This window comes from Mycobacterium sp. PSTR-4-N (genome assembly GCF_022348085.1).
GTDB lineage: Bacteria > Actinomycetota > Actinomycetes > Mycobacteriales > Mycobacteriaceae > Mycobacterium.
This window is the reverse complement of the sequence record NZ_JAKRFN010000001.1, coordinates 82,695-99,802: the sequence shown is the minus strand read 5'-3', so window position 1 is coordinate 99,802 and position 17,108 is coordinate 82,695. Positions and strand designations below refer to the sequence as shown.

Below are 17,108 nucleotides of genomic sequence, written 5' to 3'. Positions count from 1 at the left end.
ATGTGGACCGGCGCGGTTGCCGTGGCGGTCGCCATCGCCGTGATCGCCGGCGCCGTCGTGATGTTCCGGGGCGGGGTCGCCCCGACGGCCTCGGTGACCGTTCTCTCGCCTCGTGCCGGTCTGGTGATGAACCCCGAGGCCAAGGTCAAACTGCACGGCGCCCAAGTGGGCAAGGTGGTCGCCATCGACGCACTGCCCGACGGGCAGGCCGCGATACGGCTGGCGATGGATCCCGACTACCTCTCGCTGATCCCGGCCAACACCGGCGTCCAGATCGCGTCGAGCACTGTGTTCGGCGCGAAGTTCATCGACCTGGTTCCCCCGCCGACGCCGTCGACCGACACGATGCACCCCGGCCAGGTGCTCGACGCCCGGCATGTCACTGTCGAGATCAACACAGTGTTCGAACAATTGGTCACGGTGCTGCGAGAAATCCAGCCCGAGAAGTTGAACGAGACCCTCGGGGCACTCGCCCAAGCCTTCGACGGGCGAGGCGACAAGCTCGGTCAGACCATGACCGACTTCGACGATCTGCTGGTCAAGCTGAACCCCAGCCTGCCTGCGCTACGCCGCGAAATGGCGGTAGCTCCCGGTGTTCTCAACGCCTACGCCGACGCCGCGCCCGACTTGGTCGCCACCGCCACCCACGCGATTCGGCTCAGCGACACCCTCGTCGATCGTCAGACAGACCTCGACAGCCTGCTCGTCAGCACGATCGGACTGGCCGACATCGGTACCGACGTCGTCGCCACCAACCGCGACCCGTTGATCGACGTCATGCGCCTTCTCGTCCCCACCACCACGTTGACCAACCAGTACAACCCCGCGTTGACGTGCGCGCTCAAAGGCGTCGAGCCGCTGGCCCTGGGCGCGCCGCAGCCACTGCCGGGAGTCATGCTGCTGGATTCGTTCCTCCTCGGCACGGAGCGCTACCGGTATCCCAAGAACCTGCCGAAGGTCGCCGCCACCGGTGGCCCCCAGTGCATGGACTTGCCGAATGTCCGCTTCGGGGCGCGCCCGCCGTTCGTGGTCACCGACATCGACGCCAACCCGGCCCAATACGGAAATCAGGGAATTCTGTTGAACTCCGACGGCCTCAAAGAAGCGTTGTTCGGCCCGTTGGACGGCCCGCCGCGCAACACCGCCCAGATCGGTCAGCCAGGATGAGCGGCGGCCGATACGGGACGGCGCTCAAGTTCGGCGTGTTCGGCGTGATCATGACGCTGCTGACAGGCGCCCTGTTCGTCATCATGGGGCAGTTCCGCACCGGGTCCACCAACGGCTACTCTGCGGTGTTCACCGACGCCTCCAGCCTCAAAGCCGGCGATTCGGTACGCGTCGCGGGATTACGCGTCGGCACCGTCGACGATGTGTCGCTGCAGCCGGACAACACGGTGGTGGTCCGATTCGACGCCGACCGCGACGTGGTGCTGACCACCTCCACCAAAGTCGCCATCCGCTATCTCGACCTGGTCGGCAACCGGTATCTCGAGTTGCTCGACAGTCCCGGCTCGACACGCTTGCAAGCGCCGGACTCACAGATCCCGCGGGAGCGCACCCAGCCCGCACTGGATCTCGATCTGCTGCTGGGCGGGCTCAAACCTGTCATCCAGGGCCTCAACGCGCAGAACGTCAACGCCTTGACCAACTCACTGATCCAGATCCTGCAAGGACAGGGCGGCACCGTGGAATCCCTGCTGTCGCATACGTCGTCGTTCACCCAGGCTCTCGCGGACAACGGCCAGACCGTGCAGCAGCTCATCGACAACCTCAACACCGTCATGGCGACGGTGGCCCACGACGGAGAGCAGTTCTCCGGCGCTGTGCAGCGTCTGCAAGAACTCGTCACCGGTCTGTCCGAGCAGCGTGATCCCATCGGGGAGGCCATCACGGCCCTGGACAACGGCACCGCGTCATTGACCGATCTGATGACCCAGGCGCGACCCCCGTTGTCGGGCACCGTGGACCAGCTCACCCGGCTGGCGCCGCTGCTCGCCAGCGACGACGGCAAGGCGCGGTTGGACCTCTCGCTGCAGAAGGCGCCGGCGAACTACCGCAAGCTCGTCCGCCTCGGTTCCTACGGCAGCTTCATCAATCAATACCTGTGCGGGATGAACGTCCGGGTCACCGACCTGCAGGGCAGGACCGCCTACTTCCCCTGGATCATGCAGACCACCGGCCGTTGTGGGGAGCCCTGATGTTGAAATATCGCGGGTCCCAGCTCATTCGCAGTGGACTCATCGGCTTGATCCTGATCGCACTCGTCATCGCTGTCGGATTGCAGCCCCAGGCGCTGTGGTCATGGGCCACGGCCATCAAGTACCGAGCTCTGTTCGCCGAAGCCGGCGGCCTCACTGCCGGCAATGACGTCAAGGTGTCGGGTGTGACGAAAGGATCCGTCACCGACGTCTCGCTCAGTCACGGAAAGGCATTGGTGACGTTCACCCTCGACAGCGGGGTTCACCTTGGCGCCGAAACCACCGCCCACATCCGCACCGGAACCGTTCTGGGTGCCCGGATGCTGACGCTGGAACCCGCCGGTGCCGGCACCCTGCACTCCGCGGACACCATTCCGTTGACCCACACGTCCTCTCCGTACTCCCTGACCGACGCCGTCAGCGACTTCACCGGCAACACCGCTGCGACGGACACCGGCGCGCTGAACCAATCGCTGGACACGCTGTCGGACACCATCGATGCGATGGCGCCCCAGCTGGGTCCGACCTTCGACGGCCTCACCCAGCTGTCGCAGACCATCAACGGTCGCAACGAATCGTTGGCCGAGCTTCTCAAGAGCGCCGCGGATGTGACCGGCATACTCTCCGAACGCAGCCAACAGGTCAACACCCTGCTGCTCGACGCCAACGCGCTCACCGAGGTGCTGGACCAGCGCCGCTACGCGATCGTCAACCTCCTGGCCAACACCTCGGCACTGGCGCAGCAGTTGTCCGGTTTGGTCCACGACAACGAATCAGAACTCGCGCCGACGCTGAAGCAGCTGAACTCGGTGAGCGAGATGCTCGAGAAGAACCGGGACAACATCGCCAGCGCCCTCGCCGGTCTGGCGAAATATCAGGTGACGCAGGGTGAATCGGTGAACAACGGCTGGTACTACAACGCGTTCATCGGCAACCTGTTGCCCTCGCAGACGCTGCAGCCGTTCCTGGACTACGCGTTCGGATTCCGGCGCGGTACCAATGCGGGCCAACCACCCGACAACGCCGGGCCACGCGCGGAGTTCCCGTGGCCCCACAACGGGATTCCCGGAGGTAGCCGATGATCACCCGCCATCGCGCATCCCTCACGCGCGTCGCGCTCATCGTGCTGATCGTGCTCGGTCTCGCCGGGGCGGGAGTGCTCGTGCGGCAGACCGTTTTCGGGCCGACCACGATCACCGCCGATTTCACCTCGGCCACCGCGATCTACCCCGGAGACGAGGTGCGTGTCGCCGGGGTCAAAGTCGGCAAGATCACTAGCATTGATCCTGCCGGGGACCACGCCACGCTCACTCTGGCCATCGACCACGGCGTGGCGATCCCCGCCGACGCCAAAGCGATCATCATGGCGCAGAACCTGGTCGCCGCCCGTTACGTCGCGCTCACCCCCGCCTACGAGGACAGCGGTCCGACGATGATCGACGGAGCACGAATCGGTCTGCAGGACACGGCCGTTCCGGTCGAATGGGACCAGGTCAAAGACCAGCTCATGCGGTTGGCCTCCGACCTCGGACCCCTGGGTGGTGCGTCAGCCACCTCACTGAGCCGATTCATCGACAGCGCGGCGGCAGCGATGGACGGCAACGGTGAAAAACTGCATCAAGCCCTCGGCCAGCTCGCCGGCGTCGGTCGGATTCTCGCCGAGGGCAGCGGCAACATCGTCGACATCATCAAGAATCTGCAGGTCTTCGTCACCGCACTGCGCGACAGCAACACCCAGATCGTCCAATTCCAGCATCGGCTGGCCAGCGTCACCAGCGTCATCGACGGCAGCCGCACCGATCTGGACGCGGCGCTGACCAACCTGGCGACCGCGGTGGGTGATGTCCAACGGTTCATCGCCGGTAGCCGCGACCAGACCGTCGAACAGCTGCAGCACCTGACGAACATCACGCAGAATCTCGTCGACAACAGACTCAAACTCGAGAACGTGCTGCACGTCGCGCCCAACGCGATCGCCAACGGCTACAACATCTACAACCCCGACAGCGGAACCGCCGTCGGCGCATTCGCCCTGTCGAACTTCTCCGACCCGGTGTCGGTGGTGTGCTCGGCGATCGCCGCGGTCAAGAACGCCACCGCCGCAGAGACATCGAAGTTGTGCGCGCAGTATCTCGGGCCGGCGCTGTCACTGATCAACTTCAATTACCTGCCACTGCCGTTCAACGCCTATCTGCGCAAGGCGCCCAGCCCCGAGAACCTCGTGTACACCGATCCCAACATCGCCCCCGGCGGCCAGGGCGGAGCGCCGCAGCCGTACTCGGAGCAGCCGGCCGTGTCGGCCTACACCGGAATCGGCGAAGTAGCGCCCCCCGCCGGATGGGGCGCGCCCCCGGGCCCGCCAGGGGCCTACGCTCCGAACCGGTCGGTGGCGGCGAATCCTTCGCCGGCACTGTTCCCCGGCGCGCCGATCCCGCCCGGTGTCCCCGCGCCGGCCCCGGCAGCCTCGCCGCGCTCACTGCAGGACATGCTGCTGCCGGCCGAGGCCGCGCCCGTCCCCGCGGCACCCGGACGTACCCCATGAAGCGATGCCTCGGCCGCCTGGCCGCAGTCGGGTGCACCTCGATGATCACGCTGACGGGTTGCGCGTTCAACGGCCTCAACTCGTTGCCGCTGCCCGGCACCGTCGGACGCGCTCCCGACGCGGCCACCTACCGGCTGCAACTGGCCAATGTGGGTTCGCTCGAGGCGAATTCACCGGTGATGGTCAGCGACGTGATCGTCGGCAGCGTGTCCCGGATGACCGTGCAGAACTGGCACGCGAACGTCGAGATCTCCGTCAAACCCGATGTCGTCATTCCTTCTAACGCCGTCGCAACCGTGGGACAGACCAGCCTGCTGGGCTCCATGCACATCGCGCTCGACCCACCGCTCGGCCAGTCGCCGACCGGACGGCTCTCTCCGGGGGCGACGCTGCCACTCGATAAGACGTCGACGTACCCGTCCACGGAGCAGACCCTGTCGTCGCTGTCCGTGCTGGTCAACGGGGGAGGCCTGGGCAAGATCGGGGAACTGGTCGGCGAATTCAACGCCGCGCTCGACGGCAGGCAGGGCAAGATCCGCGACCTGCTCACCCGCCTCGACGACCTGGTGGGCACGTTCGCCGATCAGCGCGACGACATCAACGCATCGATCGCGGCGCTCAACCGCCTCTCGGCGACGCTCGCGGGCCAACGCGCCGTGATCACCGATGCGTTGCACCGCATTCCGCCGGCATTGGACGTGTTGGTCAGGGAGCGGCCCCGCATCACGACAGCGCTGGAGAAGCTCGGTCACTTCAGTGACACCGCGACCACCCTGATCGAGGCGACCCAGGACGACCTGGTGACCAACCTGCGCAACCTCGAACCAACGGTGCGGGCGTTGGCTGATGTCGGACCCAATCTGGCTTCAGACCTGGCGTTCGTGCCGACCTACCCCTACCCGCAGAACTTCATCGACCGTGCCATCCGCGGTGACTACCTCAACGAGTTCATCACGTTCGACTTCACCATTCCCCGCCTGAAACGGGGTCTGTTCCTGGGCACCCGATGGGGTCAGGAAGGCGCACCCCTGGTGCCGGCACCCGGAGATCCCTGGTATGCCAACTACACCAAGGACCCGATCAACATGCCGATCACACCCGCGCCGACCGCTGTGTCGACGATGCCGCCGCTGATCGACCCACCGGCGGAGAACGCCGTCCCGTCGTCGACGACGAGCGCACCTGTTCCGCCCGCCGGCGCCGAACCCGCGCCGGTGCCCCCGATCGCAGGAGGCAACTAGTGCTCACCCGGCTGGTTCGCACCCAGTTGATCCTGTTCGCGGTCGCCTCGGTGATCGGGCTGACGGTGATGGTGGTGACGTATCTGCAGGCGCCCACCCTGCTGGGTGTCGGCCGCATGACGGTCACCCTGCAACTCCCCGGAACCGGTGGCCTGTACCGGTTCTCGAACGTCACCTACCGCGGCGTGCAGATCGGGACGGTGACCGACGTCCGACCCACCCGAGACGGCGCCGAAGCCACGCTGTCGCTGGCCACCTCACCGAGGATCCCGGCCGACCTGCACGCCGCGGTGCTCAGCGTCTCCGCGGTGGGCGAGCAGTATGTGGACCTGCAGCCCCGCACCGACGCGAGCCCCTACCTGCGCGACGGATCGGTGATCCCGGCGTCCGACACTTCGATCCCGCAAGCCGTCGGGCCGATGCTCGATCAGGTCAGCGCCTTGATCGGCAGCATTCCCAAGGACAAGATCAGCCCCCTGCTGGACGAGACGTTCACCGCTTTCAACGGAACCGGTTCCGACGTCGGCTCTCTGCTCGATTCCTCCTCGCGGCTGATCGGCGACGCCAACGCTCACGCCGACCAGGCCACCGCGCTCATCAACGACAGCGCACCCCTGCTCGACGGTCAGGCCGAATCGGTCGACGCCATCCGCACGTGGGCCCGCAGCCTCGCAGGCGTCACCGGGCAGGTCGCCGCCGACGACCCCCAGGTCCGCACGCTGCTGTCCACCGGACCGGGGGCCGCCGACGAGGCGTCCCGGCTGTTCAACCAGGTCAAACCCACGCTGCCGATACTGCTGGCCAATCTGACCAGCCTCGGTCAGGTCGGCGTCACCTACAAACCCGCCCTCGAGCAACTCCTGGTGCTGCTGCCACCTGTGGTGGCCTCCACCCAGGCCTACGGTGCTCCGAAGAACAATCCGACCGGCATGTCGCTGGGCGATTTCACCCTGACCATGAACGACCCGCCGGCATGCACCGTGGGATTCCTGCCCCCCTCGGCGTGGCGATCGCCAGAGGACACGACCGACATCGACACCCCGGACGGCCTGTACTGCAAACTGCCACAGGACTCACCCATCGGCGTTCGCGGCGCACGCAACTACCCGTGTATGGGAAACCCCGGCAAGCGTGCACCCACCGTCGAGATCTGCAACAGCGACAAGCCCTACGAACCTCTGGCGATGCGCCAGCATGCCCTCGGTCCTTATCCGATCGATCCGAACCTGCTGGCGCAGGGGATTCCACCGGACTCCCGCGTCGACCGTGACGGCGAGATCTACGGACCGCTGGAGGGCACACCGCCGGCAACTGCTGCGCCGCCACCAGCGGACACCGACCCCGCGCCGGCGGCCCCGAGTGCTTACCACCCGGGTGGGTCCGGCAGTCCGTCCGTGGCGTTCGCCACGTACGACCCGCAGACCGGCCGGTACGCCACACCCGACGGCGCTGTGTATCGGCAGACCGATCTCGTTCCGCGCACCGGGCAGCGAAGTTGGAAGGATTTGTTCCCCAGCTGAGAATGCCTGCTGCTCAGGTGATCTTGACGAGCTTGAACGGCATCGTGATGAACAGCACCTTGCTGCTTCCGCACGAGCCGCTCACTCCGGTCGTCGAGTCCTCACCCATCAAGGTGGTCGATGACGGATCGGTGCCGCTGCCGTCGGCGGTCGCCGGGTAGAACCGGAAAACCTGCAGCCCGGGACCGGCGCTGCCGTCGGGGCACGGTTGCCATCTGTCGACCATCTTCTTGACGTACCAGACCGAACTCTTCTGATAGATCGTTGCGTCCCAACCGAAGTCGCTGTGCACGGTACCGGTGCACTCGCCGGGGTAGCTGCACGTGGTGGTGATCGACCAGGTGCTGCGGATGCTGGCCTCGTCGTGGAAGACGTCGTTGGTCTTGGCCCACTCGCCATTGGACGTGGCGACGTAGTCGCCGTTGAGACCCCACTCCGGGGACGCCTCGGCGACCGGGCCGGACTGACCGGCCCCCGCTGCCATCAGCACCCCGAGCGCGATCGACATCGTCGACAACCGCATGGCTCTCTCCTCACCTCGAGAGCACACTGTCCTTGGTACGGCCGCGCCTGGCCGCAAACTCTCCCACCCAGTGGACGATGCGATGGCACCTGGCGATCGCGGTGGCACAGTGTCCGACGTGCAGGCACGGGCGATCGCGACCACGGCGCTCCTCGTCGCGGCTCTCGCGATCCCGGTGAAAGCCGCTGCCGCACCCCAGGAATGCAACGATCCATCCTGTGTGCCCGGTATCACCGGCGGCGTCGTCCTCGGCGCGCCGTGCGCCGACACCGCCCACTACGTCTTCGGCACCACATCCTGGGGGCGGTTGGTCTTCTGCGGTTCCCCGCGGCGGTATGCGCCCCGCTACTTCCGGTCGCCGCCGCTGCAGGGTGTCCGGGAGGAGAACTCGCCGTGCGAGGGCGCGGTGAACACCGTCGCGCAGGCGCCCGACGGGCTGTTCCTCTCCTGCATCGGCGTCGACGGGGCCGCGCGATGGGTTCGGGGAGACACCTGACATGACGATCACCTCGACGAACGGCCTGGCCGGCTGCGTACTCGCCCTCGGTGCGCTGTGCACGAGTGGAACATCGACCGCGGGTGCCGACGACGGGCCGCCGCTGCACCAGGTGACCTACACCGTCACCACGGATCGTCCCGTCGGTGTCGGCATCTACTACCGCGACATGGAACCTCCGACGTGGGCCGACTACAGCCACGACCCCTACCGGTACAGCCCACGCGACGACGTCCATCTCGAGCCCGGCGCCCCATGGGTACATCAGGCCGTGTTGGCCGATCCCGATCGCTGGGCAATGGTCACGGTGACCGCGGCCGGGCCGCCCACAGGAGTCGCGATCAGGTTGCGCTGCCAGATGACCGTCGACGGTGTGGAGGTCGATCACGCCGAGGGGCCACGCGGAGCGTTGTGCTCGATGCGGAACTGGTAGTCCGCAGTGACCGCTGGATGGGAAACCTCGGTGACCGTCAGGAGTCCCGCCGCTTACCGTGTGGCAGCAGTCACAGTGGAGCGATCCACGTTCCGTATCTGGAGGTAGGCCATGCGGCTACTGAGCCGCGTCGACAAGACGAGCGCGACGACGGATGAACAGTCCCTGCTGGGGCAGGCCGAAGCCGAGGCCGTCGAGGCGGAAGCCCGCGCTGCGCAGGCCCGCGCCCGCGCCGACGAACTGCGCGAGCGGGCGGCCCTGCAATCCGACGGCGTCGACATGTCGGAGCCTGCCGGCGCCCGATGGTGGCGGCCCCGGCCGGCATCGGTGGCGGTCGTCGTCGCCCTTCTCGCAGGCATCGCCCTCCTGGTCGCGAGCGGATACCTGCTGTGGGGACATCATCTCGAGCAGCGGGAACAGCACCGTCGTGCTGCCTTCGCCGCCGCCGCGTCGCAGGCAGTCGTCACCTTGATGTCCATCGACAGCGCCAAGGCCGAAGACAACGTCCGGCAGATCCTCGACAACTCGACCGGCCAGTTCCATGACGACTTCCAAGCCGAGGCAGCCGATTTCGTCAAGACCGCCCGGCAGTCCAAGGCGGTGACAAAGGCCAGCGCGCAGGCGGTGGCCGTGGAATCGATGACGTCGACCACGGCGACCGTGCTGGTCACCGCCGCGACAACCGTCAGCAATTACGCCGGCGCCGACCAACAGCCGCGCAACTGGCGCCTCAGCGTGGACATGGTCGACGACGGCCACCAGATGAAACTGACGAAAGTGGAGTTCGTGCCGTGACCGCCAGCATCGACGAGGACACCTCCACCGCACCTGCCGCACCCGAGGACGGGGACGAGAGCGAAGCGGTCCCCGCCGCGAAAACGTGGCGCCGATCGCTGGCGGCGCGCTGGCGGCTGCTCGCCACCGGCGGCTTCCTGGTGATGTCGGTGGCGGTCGCCGCGGTGGTCTTCTTCGGACCCCACCGTGACGACCGCGAGACGGCCGCTGCCTCGGAGCAGGCTCTCGCCGCCGCGCAGGAGGGGGCCGTGGCGTTGTTGTCCTACGCACCGGCCAGTCTCGATCAAGACCTCGCGACGGCGCGGTCTCATCTCACCGGCGATTTCCTGACCTACTTCAGCCAATTCGCCGATCAGATCCTGATACCGGCGGCCAAGGAGAAGGACGTTCACGCCAGCGCGACGGTCGTGCGCGCAGCAGTGATGGATGCGCATCCCGACAGCGCGCACGTGCTGCTCTTCATCAATCAGACGACGACCAGCCGCGACAATCCGACGTCGGCCCAGGCTGCGAGTAGCGTCAACGTGGGGCTGACCAAGGTCGACGGTACCTGGCGCATTTCCTCGTTCGACCCGGCCTGACGTCCTGCCATGTGATCCGCACGACTCCCGATGAGTGGAAGCCGTTCTGCCGCAGAGTCTTCCCGCGACGCACGCTTGACTCGACGACAACGACGCGGAAGCGGGGTCACTGTGGCGACATCTGACGACCACTTTGAACAGGATGTGGTGACGTACGAGGCCATCGGTCGAGTGGCGGTGGTGACGATGAACCGTCCCAGGTACCGCAACGCGCAGAACTCGGTCATGACCTATGCGTTGGATGCCGCGTTTCGACGTGCGGTGGACGACGACGAGATCGGCGTGATCGTTCTCGCCGGCAGCGGTGACCATTTCAGCGCCGGCCATGACATCGGGACTCCGGGCCGTGACCACCACGTGTCCTACGACAATCAGGCCGTGCTGTGGTGGGACCACGTCGGGAAGGACGGCGGCGATCAGCGCTACGCCCGCGAGATGGAGGTCTATCTCGGGATGTGCCGCCGCTGGCGCGACATACCGAAGCCCATGATCGCGATGGTGCACGGCGCGTGCATCGCCGGTGGCCTCATGTTGGCGTGGGTGTGTGACGCCATCGTCGCTGCCGACGACGCCTTCTTCGCTGATCCCGTTGTGCGGATGGGTATTCCGGGGGTCGAGTACTTCGCCCATCCCTGGGCTCTCGGTCCTCGATTCGCCAAGGAGATCCTGTTCACCGCCGACCGGTTCACCGCGCAGCGGGCCTACGAGGTGGGGATGGTGAACCGGGTGGTGCCGCGGGATGCACTCGAGCCGACGACGCTCGACCTCGCGGAGCGGATCGCGCAGATGCCCGCGTTCGGTCTGGCGCTGGCGAAAAGGGCCGTCAACCAGTGCGAGGATCAGATGGGTCTGCGCACCGGCATGGATTCGGTGTTCGGACTGCATCATTTCGCCCATGCGCACAACGCCGAGACAGGTGCGGGATCGCTCGGGGGGATGGACGCCAAGACCATGGCGGCCCGGGCCGACGGGTAGTGGTGGCTGCTACATGAGCGACAGGGAGAACGGATAGGTCAGTGTCCCCGGTTTGCCGTCGCATCCGGCCTCGAAGGAGGACGTGAGTACACCGACGCGGGTGGTGGCGTCCCACGTGTAGACGTCATGGGTGTGGATCGTCGTCCCGTAATACACATTGCCGCAGCGCAATCCGTCCGGAACATCCACCGTGAGGGTGTAACGGCCATCCTCGAGCCACGCATCGCCGGCATACGGGTAGGCCCTCGCGACGGGTTGGGGAATCGCCTGGACGAAAACGCAGTCGTCGTCGCAGCTCGCGAGCACCCAGATCCACGTGTGGAAGTCGTACCTGCCCTCGAGGTGCAGCGCGAAGTTGCCGTGTGGCGTGTCGGCCGGTGCGGGAGGCGCTGCTAGAACGGACGAACACACCGCGAGCAGGACCACCAGCACCGACCTCATGTCGTCGCCCTTCGCTCTCATCCATCCGCCTCCATCACACGGTGGCAGATGACGTCGGTGACCATGAACCGCGCGCCCGCTGAGCGGGAGACGGGCAGGACACCTACATCTTGACCACCGGCACCAACCGGGTGAGGTTCCACAGTTGGTTGCGCCGTGCCGCCAGCGATGTCAACAGGATCGACCCCACCCACAGCGCGACCAGGACGATCAGGGCCTGCCACAGCCGGCCGTCGATGCCGCCGAGGATCAACTGCCGAAGCCCGTTGACGCCGTAGGTCATCGGGTCGAGTCGATGCAGCGCTTGGAACGGCGTGGTGGTGGTCTCGACGGGGTAGAGGCCGCCCGCGCTGACCAACTGCACCATGAGCAGCATCATCAGGAGCACCTTGCCCAGCACGGGGCCGAGCAGGGCGCTGATCGCCTGCGCCACCGCGATGAACGCGCACGATGCCAGCATCATGAAGCCCAGCATGGCCACCGGGTGTTCCGCGTGGACGTGCAGAGCGAAGCGGACCACGCAGTACAGGATGATCGCCTGGGGAATTCCGATGAGCACCGCTGGCAGATAGCTCGCCAGGGTCACGCGGATCGGATTGATCTCCGCGGCGATCGCACGGTTCTGCAGCGGACGGAACGCCATCCACAGCAGCATGGCGCCGAAGAACAACGCCAGCGTGAGGAAGAACGGCGCCATGCCGGTGCCGAAGTTGGGCGCCGAGTTCTCGTGTGAGCTCGTCAGTTGAACAGGTCCACCGATGGTTCCGGCGATGGCGTCCTTCTGCTGGGGCGTCCAGTCGGGAACGCTCTGCGCGCCGTCGGTCAGCTTGGTCGCCAACTCTTTCGATCCGGAGCTCAGTTGCGCTGTCCCCGAGGCCAACTGCCTCGCACCATCGTCGAGTGTGGTGATGCCGGCGTTGAGGTTCGCGTTGCCGGCCGCGACCTGCTGAGCGCCCTCACGCAACTCGGTGAGCTTGTCGTTGAGTTCCTTACTCGTGGCGGAGATGTCGGAGAGTGCGGAACCGACGGGTCCGCCCGAGTCGGCGACGGCGCGGGCCTTGACGAGCTTGGCCTGGATGTCCGCGGTGCGCTGATGTGCCAGCAGTTGATCCCGGGTCTCGCGCAACTTCGCGGTCGCGATCGCCGACACCGGGTCCTGGTTGGCCGACAGGCTGTCGATGACCGACGTCAGCGACTGGGCGGCGGTGTCCTGGGCTCCGATGATGGTGTCGAGTTCGTCGGACGCCTCCGTCACTGCCGAGGCGCTGTCCTGCACTCGACCGTTGACCTGATCGCTCTGGGTACCGACCCGCGCCACCAGATCGGTGATCTTCAGCAACGGATCCGTCGCGGTGTCGATACCGTCGGAGAGCGTGCGAGACCCCGCGGCCAGTTGTGCTGACCCGGTGCGCGCGGTGTCGAGGCCTGCAGCCAATTGTCCTGCGCCGCTGTCCACTTGGGCTGCGCCGTCAGCGAGCCGATTCGCTCCGTCGGCCGCCTGCTTGATCCCCGTTCCCGACGTGGTGATCACCGACAGCACCTGGTTGACCGCCTGCCCAGAGATCCTGGTCGATACGGCGTTGAGAACTTGCTCCACGGCGGTACGGCCGATGCTCGACGAGATGTAGTTGTTGGCGTCGTTGTACTCGGCGATCAGTTGCGCCTTACGGGGATTGCCGGTGGTGGGTGAGGCGATGGCCTCGCTGAAGTCCGGCGGCAACTCCAGCATGAAGTAGTACTTACCGTGCGCGACTCCGTCGCGCGCCTCGGCGTCGTCGACCAGGTGCCAGTCCAGGCTCTTGTCGCTGGTGAGCCCGTCGGCCACCTCGGCTCCGGCGTTGATGTGCTGGCCGGACACCTCGGTACCCCGGTCCGAATTGACCAGTGCCACCGGCAATCTGTCGACGTGGCCGAACGGATCCCAATAGGCCCACAGATACAGCGCACCATAGGTCAACGGCATCAACATCAGGATGACGACGGCGATCCGCGTCATTCGATTGCGGGCGAAGCGTTTGATCTCCGACCCGAAGGCGAGTTCGCGCATCATCTCGTCAGTCCTTCCCTGCGATGGTCGCCGATGTGCACCTCGTGCTCGGGTGCCTGATCGCCGAGTGCGTTCGTCACGCCTACGACGACAAGGCGCTCGGCCGCGAGCGCGCCGAGCCGTCGCACCGCCTGCGCCCGCCGCTCGTTGTCGCGCACCTGCTCGAGATCCCCGACGACCAGGATCGGCCGGTCCGACAACTGCGCCAGCGCGATCTGCAGCAGAAACAGCTCCAGGTCGCCCAGGTCGCCGATGTAATCGGTCGGTGCCGGGCGGTCCAGCTCCCCGAACACCTCGCCCAGGACGTCTCGATCGGTGCGCGGCCGGCGAAGAAGGGGAGCGAGCCAGCGACGCTGCTCGGCCAGGACCGTTCCGACGGTGACGGCCTCGTCCAGATCATCGATGTCTGCAAAGGCCGCGATCGCGCAGTGCCGGCGGATCGCCCGCGGCGAGGTGTCGCCGAACACGGTCACCGTGCCTGCACTCGGCTCGAGCCGGCCGGCCAGCGTGAGCAGTAGTGCTTTCTGGCTGTGCCCGCCGGGCATCTGAATCGCATGCAGGCCGCGATCGAGGTCGAGGTCCACGTCGCGGAACAGTGGGCCGTGCTCGCCGTCGAACGTCAACCCGCGGGCCACGACGAGTGCGTCGCCGTCGGTACCGCGCAGCGTCTGCGGAGTGGGTGCCGCAGCGTGCCGGCTCATCGTCGCCTCCTGGTTGCCATCGAGAACAGTGGGTGCTTCAATACGATATGCATTCAATACGGAATGTATCGAGTTCGGGAGTCGGTTTGTCGTGAACGTCACAGAGGCGCAGAGAACCCGCCGACGCAGCAACACCCGTGCCCGGCTCATCGAGGCCACCGACGCGCTGATCGGCGACACGGGACGGACGTGGTTCAGCGTCGAGGAGGTGTGCCGCGCGGCCGGCTATACCCGGGGCGCCTTCTACTCCAGTTACGACGGCATGGAGAACCTGCTCTTCGAGGTGTACGGGCATCAGAACGACGCCCTCGTCGAGCGGTTGCGGAACATGGCCGAACCCCTGCTGAACTCAGCGGGCGTCCTGGAGACCGATCGCGTGGTGCGCCATCTGCTCAAAGCCGGCGTCGCCGATCAACCGCGCATCGCGCTGCACGCCGCCCTGGTGGCCCGCGCCGCGCACCAGCCCGACATCGCCCGCGCGCTGGACGCACAGGTGGAGCGTCTCCGCGAAGGGCTGCAGCAGATCTTCGTCGAGCTGATCGCCAAGACCGGCCGGACGTTGACCGTCACCCCCGAGGTGTTCACCCGCGCGTTGATGGCCGCCCAGGCCGGCGCCTCCGGCCAGTTCCTCAGCGACCGCGCCGCCACCGAGGAAGTCCGCTACCTGACCGCGCTGGCTGTCGTCGAGGGGTTGTCCACCTGAGACCGCCGGTCGGCTACCGGGCGGCGTGCAGTGTGATCTCGGAAATCGCCGTGCGACTCTTGCCGTCGGTGGTGCCCAGCTTGCTGATCCACACCAGCACATCGGACGTCGCCGTCGCGTCCGTGACGTCGATGCGGTTGTGTCCCGGCTGCAGGCCGATCGTGGGGGTGAGCGGGGTGGTGTCGGCCAGTGCGCCCGGATTCTGGGTGGGCGACGACCGGATCTGCACCTCGGTTCCGGTGCTGGACAGGTCGATCGTGACCGCGCTCAACGCCGTCGGTTCCGACAGATGCAGCATCAGGCCCTCACCCTCGATGAAGTTCGGGAAGGGCACGGGGTCGGTGTAGGTGACCGTGGACCAGGACGTCTCCGGATTGCCGTCGATCACCAGGTCCGCCTCGTCCGGGTTGTCGGCGGCGCCGGCCGGCGCGAACACGGTGACGCTCGCCGGCGTCACCAGCGGGCCCGGCCCCCGCTGCGTCGCCAGGCCGAACCCATCGGTGAACCATGCGATCGCACCCACTGCCACCAGGATCACGCCGGCCAGCGCCGCGAAGATCGCGGGTCGGCGGCCGCGGCGTGTCAGTGGCGTTTCGGGTGGCGTTTCGGGTGCCGCCTCGAATGCCGCCGTCGGGCGGGACGACCGCGGTGGCGGGGTCATCGGTGCCGGGTAGACGGTGATCTCGTCGGCATCGAGTGTCCGGCCGTCCCAGACACCGTCGACCTCGACCATGGCGCCATCGGCGAGCGGACCGGCCGCGAGGTGCACGTTGATCGCGACGGGGACCGACGCGGGCAGATGATCAGGTGGATGAGACAGCGTCAGGTCGAACGACACCGCCTGCATCTCGCCTCCGGCGTCGACTGGGCGGTGCTCCACGCGGCGCGCGGTCCCACGCAGCGTCAGCTGCTCGAGGCGTTGCGTGACCGGGCGACCCTGCGGAGCAATGGCCTGTGCCGTCGAGTGGGGTTGCGTGTCCTGGACAGGCGGACGCGGACGCGCCAGGGCCTCGGCGAAGTCGAGGCAGGTGGGGTAGCGCTGAGCGGGGTCTTTGGACAGGGCTTTCGCCAGGACGCGGTCGAGGTGCGCGAGATCGGGACGGCGGGCGGAGATCCGCGGGGGCGGTGTGCCCAGATGGTGACCGATGACGACCGCACGGTTGGCGTCATCGAACGGCGGCGCGCCGGTCAGCAGGTGAACCGTGGTCGCCGCCAACGAGTACTGATCGGCGCGACCATCGAGTGGCTGGCCGCGCAGCTGCTCGGGCGCCATGTAGCTGACGGTCCCGATCGCCATGTTGTCATCGGTGAGGTTGCTGACGTCGTCGATGCGACGGGCGATGCCGAAATCGGTCAGCAGCACGCGGCGCCGTCGTCCGTCCGACGCGGTGACGAGGATGTTCTCGGGTTTGACGTCACGGTGGAGTAGGCGCCGTTCGTGGGCGAAGTCGAGCGCATCGGCCACCGCCGTGACGATGTCGACGACCTCGTTCTCGGGCATCCCCTGCGGATAGGTCTGCGCGAGCAACCGCCCCGCGTCCGTGCCGTCCACGTAGTCCATGGAGATCCACAGCCGGCCGTCGAACTCACCCCGGTCGAGCACGCCGACGATGTGCGGGTGGCGCAGCGTCGCCGCCATCTCGGCCTCCCGGATGAACCGGGCGCGGAACTCCGTGTCCGCCGTCGACGTGGGCGCGAGGATCTTCAGCGCGTCGTGACGAGGCAGGCGAGGATGCTGCGCGAGGTAGACCTCACCCATCCCGCCGGTGCCGAGCGGCCGCTCGATCAGGTACCCGGCGAAGTGTTCGCCCGTGTTCAGCGGCATGCAGCGAGCCTACAAACCGCTCCCGCGGCGGTGCGGCACCCCGCGTGGGGCCGACGAGCCCCTGCCGAAAACCTCCGCGTCGTCGCC

General features: G+C 67.0%; 17 protein-coding genes. 12 read left to right on the top strand and 5 right to left on the bottom strand.

Annotated features, from left to right (window positions below; genetic code table 11):
- From MHN84_RS00635 to MHN84_RS00610, 6 genes are read left to right on the top strand one after another with little or no spacing between them, the layout of a single operon-like run.
- Complete coding sequence (locus tag MHN84_RS00635; protein ID WP_241202707.1) at nucleotides 1-1,167, top strand: MCE family protein; 1,167 nt, start codon at nucleotides 1-3, stop codon at nucleotides 1,165-1,167.
- The gene (locus MHN84_RS00630; RefSeq protein ID WP_241202706.1) at nucleotides 1,164-2,198 is read left to right on the top strand and encodes an MCE family protein; all 1,035 of its coding nucleotides are present in this window, start codon (nucleotides 1,164-1,166) and stop codon (nucleotides 2,196-2,198) included. Before MHN84_RS00635 ends, MHN84_RS00630 begins: the two co-directional genes overlap by 4 nt.
- On the top strand, nucleotides 2,198-3,280 hold the full coding sequence (locus MHN84_RS00625) for an MCE family protein (RefSeq protein WP_241202705.1): 1,083 nt from the start codon (nucleotides 2,198-2,200) through the stop codon (nucleotides 3,278-3,280). The genes MHN84_RS00630 and MHN84_RS00625 overlap by 1 nt, the downstream gene beginning before the upstream one ends.
- Nucleotides 3,277-4,740, top strand: a complete 1,464-nt coding sequence (locus MHN84_RS00620) for an MCE family protein (RefSeq protein WP_241202704.1) — start codon at nucleotides 3,277-3,279, stop codon at nucleotides 4,738-4,740. Before MHN84_RS00625 ends, MHN84_RS00620 begins: the two co-directional genes overlap by 4 nt.
- Entirely contained in the window at nucleotides 4,737-5,981 is a 1,245-nt protein-coding gene (locus tag MHN84_RS00615; protein WP_241202703.1) for an MCE family protein, read from the top strand. The genes MHN84_RS00620 and MHN84_RS00615 overlap by 4 nt, the downstream gene beginning before the upstream one ends.
- A complete protein-coding gene (locus MHN84_RS00610; RefSeq protein ID WP_241202702.1) occupies nucleotides 5,981-7,501 on the top strand; it encodes an MCE family protein in 1,521 nt (506 codons plus the stop codon). Before MHN84_RS00615 ends, MHN84_RS00610 begins: the two co-directional genes overlap by 1 nt.
- 13 nt (nucleotides 7,502-7,514) lie before the next feature.
- Here MHN84_RS00610 and MHN84_RS00605 read toward each other — a convergent pair whose 3' ends face one another.
- Nucleotides 7,515-8,024: a hypothetical protein gene (locus MHN84_RS00605; protein WP_374238287.1), complete on the bottom strand. Its 510-nt coding sequence runs from the start codon at nucleotides 8,022-8,024 to the stop codon at nucleotides 7,515-7,517.
- Nucleotides 8,025-8,142: 118 nt separating this feature from the next.
- Here MHN84_RS00605 and MHN84_RS00600 point away from each other — a divergent pair, with 118 nt between their 5' ends.
- The 5 genes from MHN84_RS00600 to MHN84_RS00580 all read left to right on the top strand — a co-directional run bounded on the left by MHN84_RS00600 (nucleotide 8,143) and on the right by MHN84_RS00580 (nucleotide 11,304).
- On the top strand, nucleotides 8,143-8,520 hold the full coding sequence (locus MHN84_RS00600) for a hypothetical protein (RefSeq protein WP_374238301.1): 378 nt from the start codon (nucleotides 8,143-8,145) through the stop codon (nucleotides 8,518-8,520).
- 1 nt (nucleotide 8,521) lies between these two features.
- Entirely contained in the window at nucleotides 8,522-8,953 is a 432-nt protein-coding gene (locus tag MHN84_RS00595; protein WP_241202701.1) for a hypothetical protein, read from the top strand.
- Nucleotides 8,954-9,064: 111 nt separating this feature from the next.
- Nucleotides 9,065-9,748, top strand: coding sequence for a hypothetical protein (locus MHN84_RS00590; protein ID WP_241202700.1), 684 nt, complete (start codon nucleotides 9,065-9,067; stop codon nucleotides 9,746-9,748).
- The gene (locus MHN84_RS00585; protein ID WP_241202699.1) at nucleotides 9,745-10,329 is read left to right on the top strand and encodes a twin-arginine translocation pathway signal; all 585 of its coding nucleotides are present in this window, start codon (nucleotides 9,745-9,747) and stop codon (nucleotides 10,327-10,329) included. Before MHN84_RS00590 ends, MHN84_RS00585 begins: the two co-directional genes overlap by 4 nt.
- A gap of 111 nt (nucleotides 10,330-10,440) precedes the next feature.
- Nucleotides 10,441-11,304: an enoyl-CoA hydratase gene (locus MHN84_RS00580; RefSeq protein ID WP_308192897.1), complete on the top strand. Its 864-nt coding sequence runs from the start codon at nucleotides 10,441-10,443 to the stop codon at nucleotides 11,302-11,304.
- A 9-nt stretch (nucleotides 11,305-11,313) separates the two neighbouring features.
- Here the strand turns inward: MHN84_RS00580 and MHN84_RS00575 are convergent, their stop codons facing one another.
- The 3 genes from MHN84_RS00575 to MHN84_RS00565 all read right to left on the bottom strand — a co-directional run bounded on the left by MHN84_RS00575 (nucleotide 11,314) and on the right by MHN84_RS00565 (nucleotide 14,493).
- Nucleotides 11,314-11,766: a hypothetical protein gene (locus MHN84_RS00575; RefSeq protein ID WP_374238286.1), complete on the bottom strand. Its 453-nt coding sequence runs from the start codon at nucleotides 11,764-11,766 to the stop codon at nucleotides 11,314-11,316.
- Nucleotides 11,767-11,848: 82 nt separating this feature from the next.
- A complete protein-coding gene (locus MHN84_RS00570; protein ID WP_241202697.1) occupies nucleotides 11,849-13,795 on the bottom strand; it encodes a YhgE/Pip domain-containing protein in 1,947 nt (648 codons plus the stop codon).
- The gene (locus MHN84_RS00565) at nucleotides 13,792-14,493 is read right to left on the bottom strand and encodes a hypothetical protein (RefSeq protein WP_241202696.1); all 702 of its coding nucleotides are present in this window, start codon (nucleotides 14,491-14,493) and stop codon (nucleotides 13,792-13,794) included. The genes MHN84_RS00570 and MHN84_RS00565 overlap by 4 nt, the downstream gene beginning before the upstream one ends.
- Nucleotides 14,494-14,584: 91 nt before the next feature.
- Here MHN84_RS00565 and MHN84_RS00560 point away from each other — a divergent pair, with 91 nt between their 5' ends.
- Nucleotides 14,585-15,196: a TetR/AcrR family transcriptional regulator gene (locus MHN84_RS00560; RefSeq protein ID WP_241202695.1), complete on the top strand. Its 612-nt coding sequence runs from the start codon at nucleotides 14,585-14,587 to the stop codon at nucleotides 15,194-15,196.
- Between the two features lie 13 nt (nucleotides 15,197-15,209).
- Here the strand turns inward: MHN84_RS00560 and MHN84_RS00555 are convergent, their stop codons facing one another.
- A complete protein-coding gene (locus MHN84_RS00555; protein ID WP_241202694.1) occupies nucleotides 15,210-17,021 on the bottom strand; it encodes a serine/threonine-protein kinase in 1,812 nt (603 codons plus the stop codon).
- Between the last annotated feature and the right edge of the window lie 87 nt (nucleotides 17,022-17,108).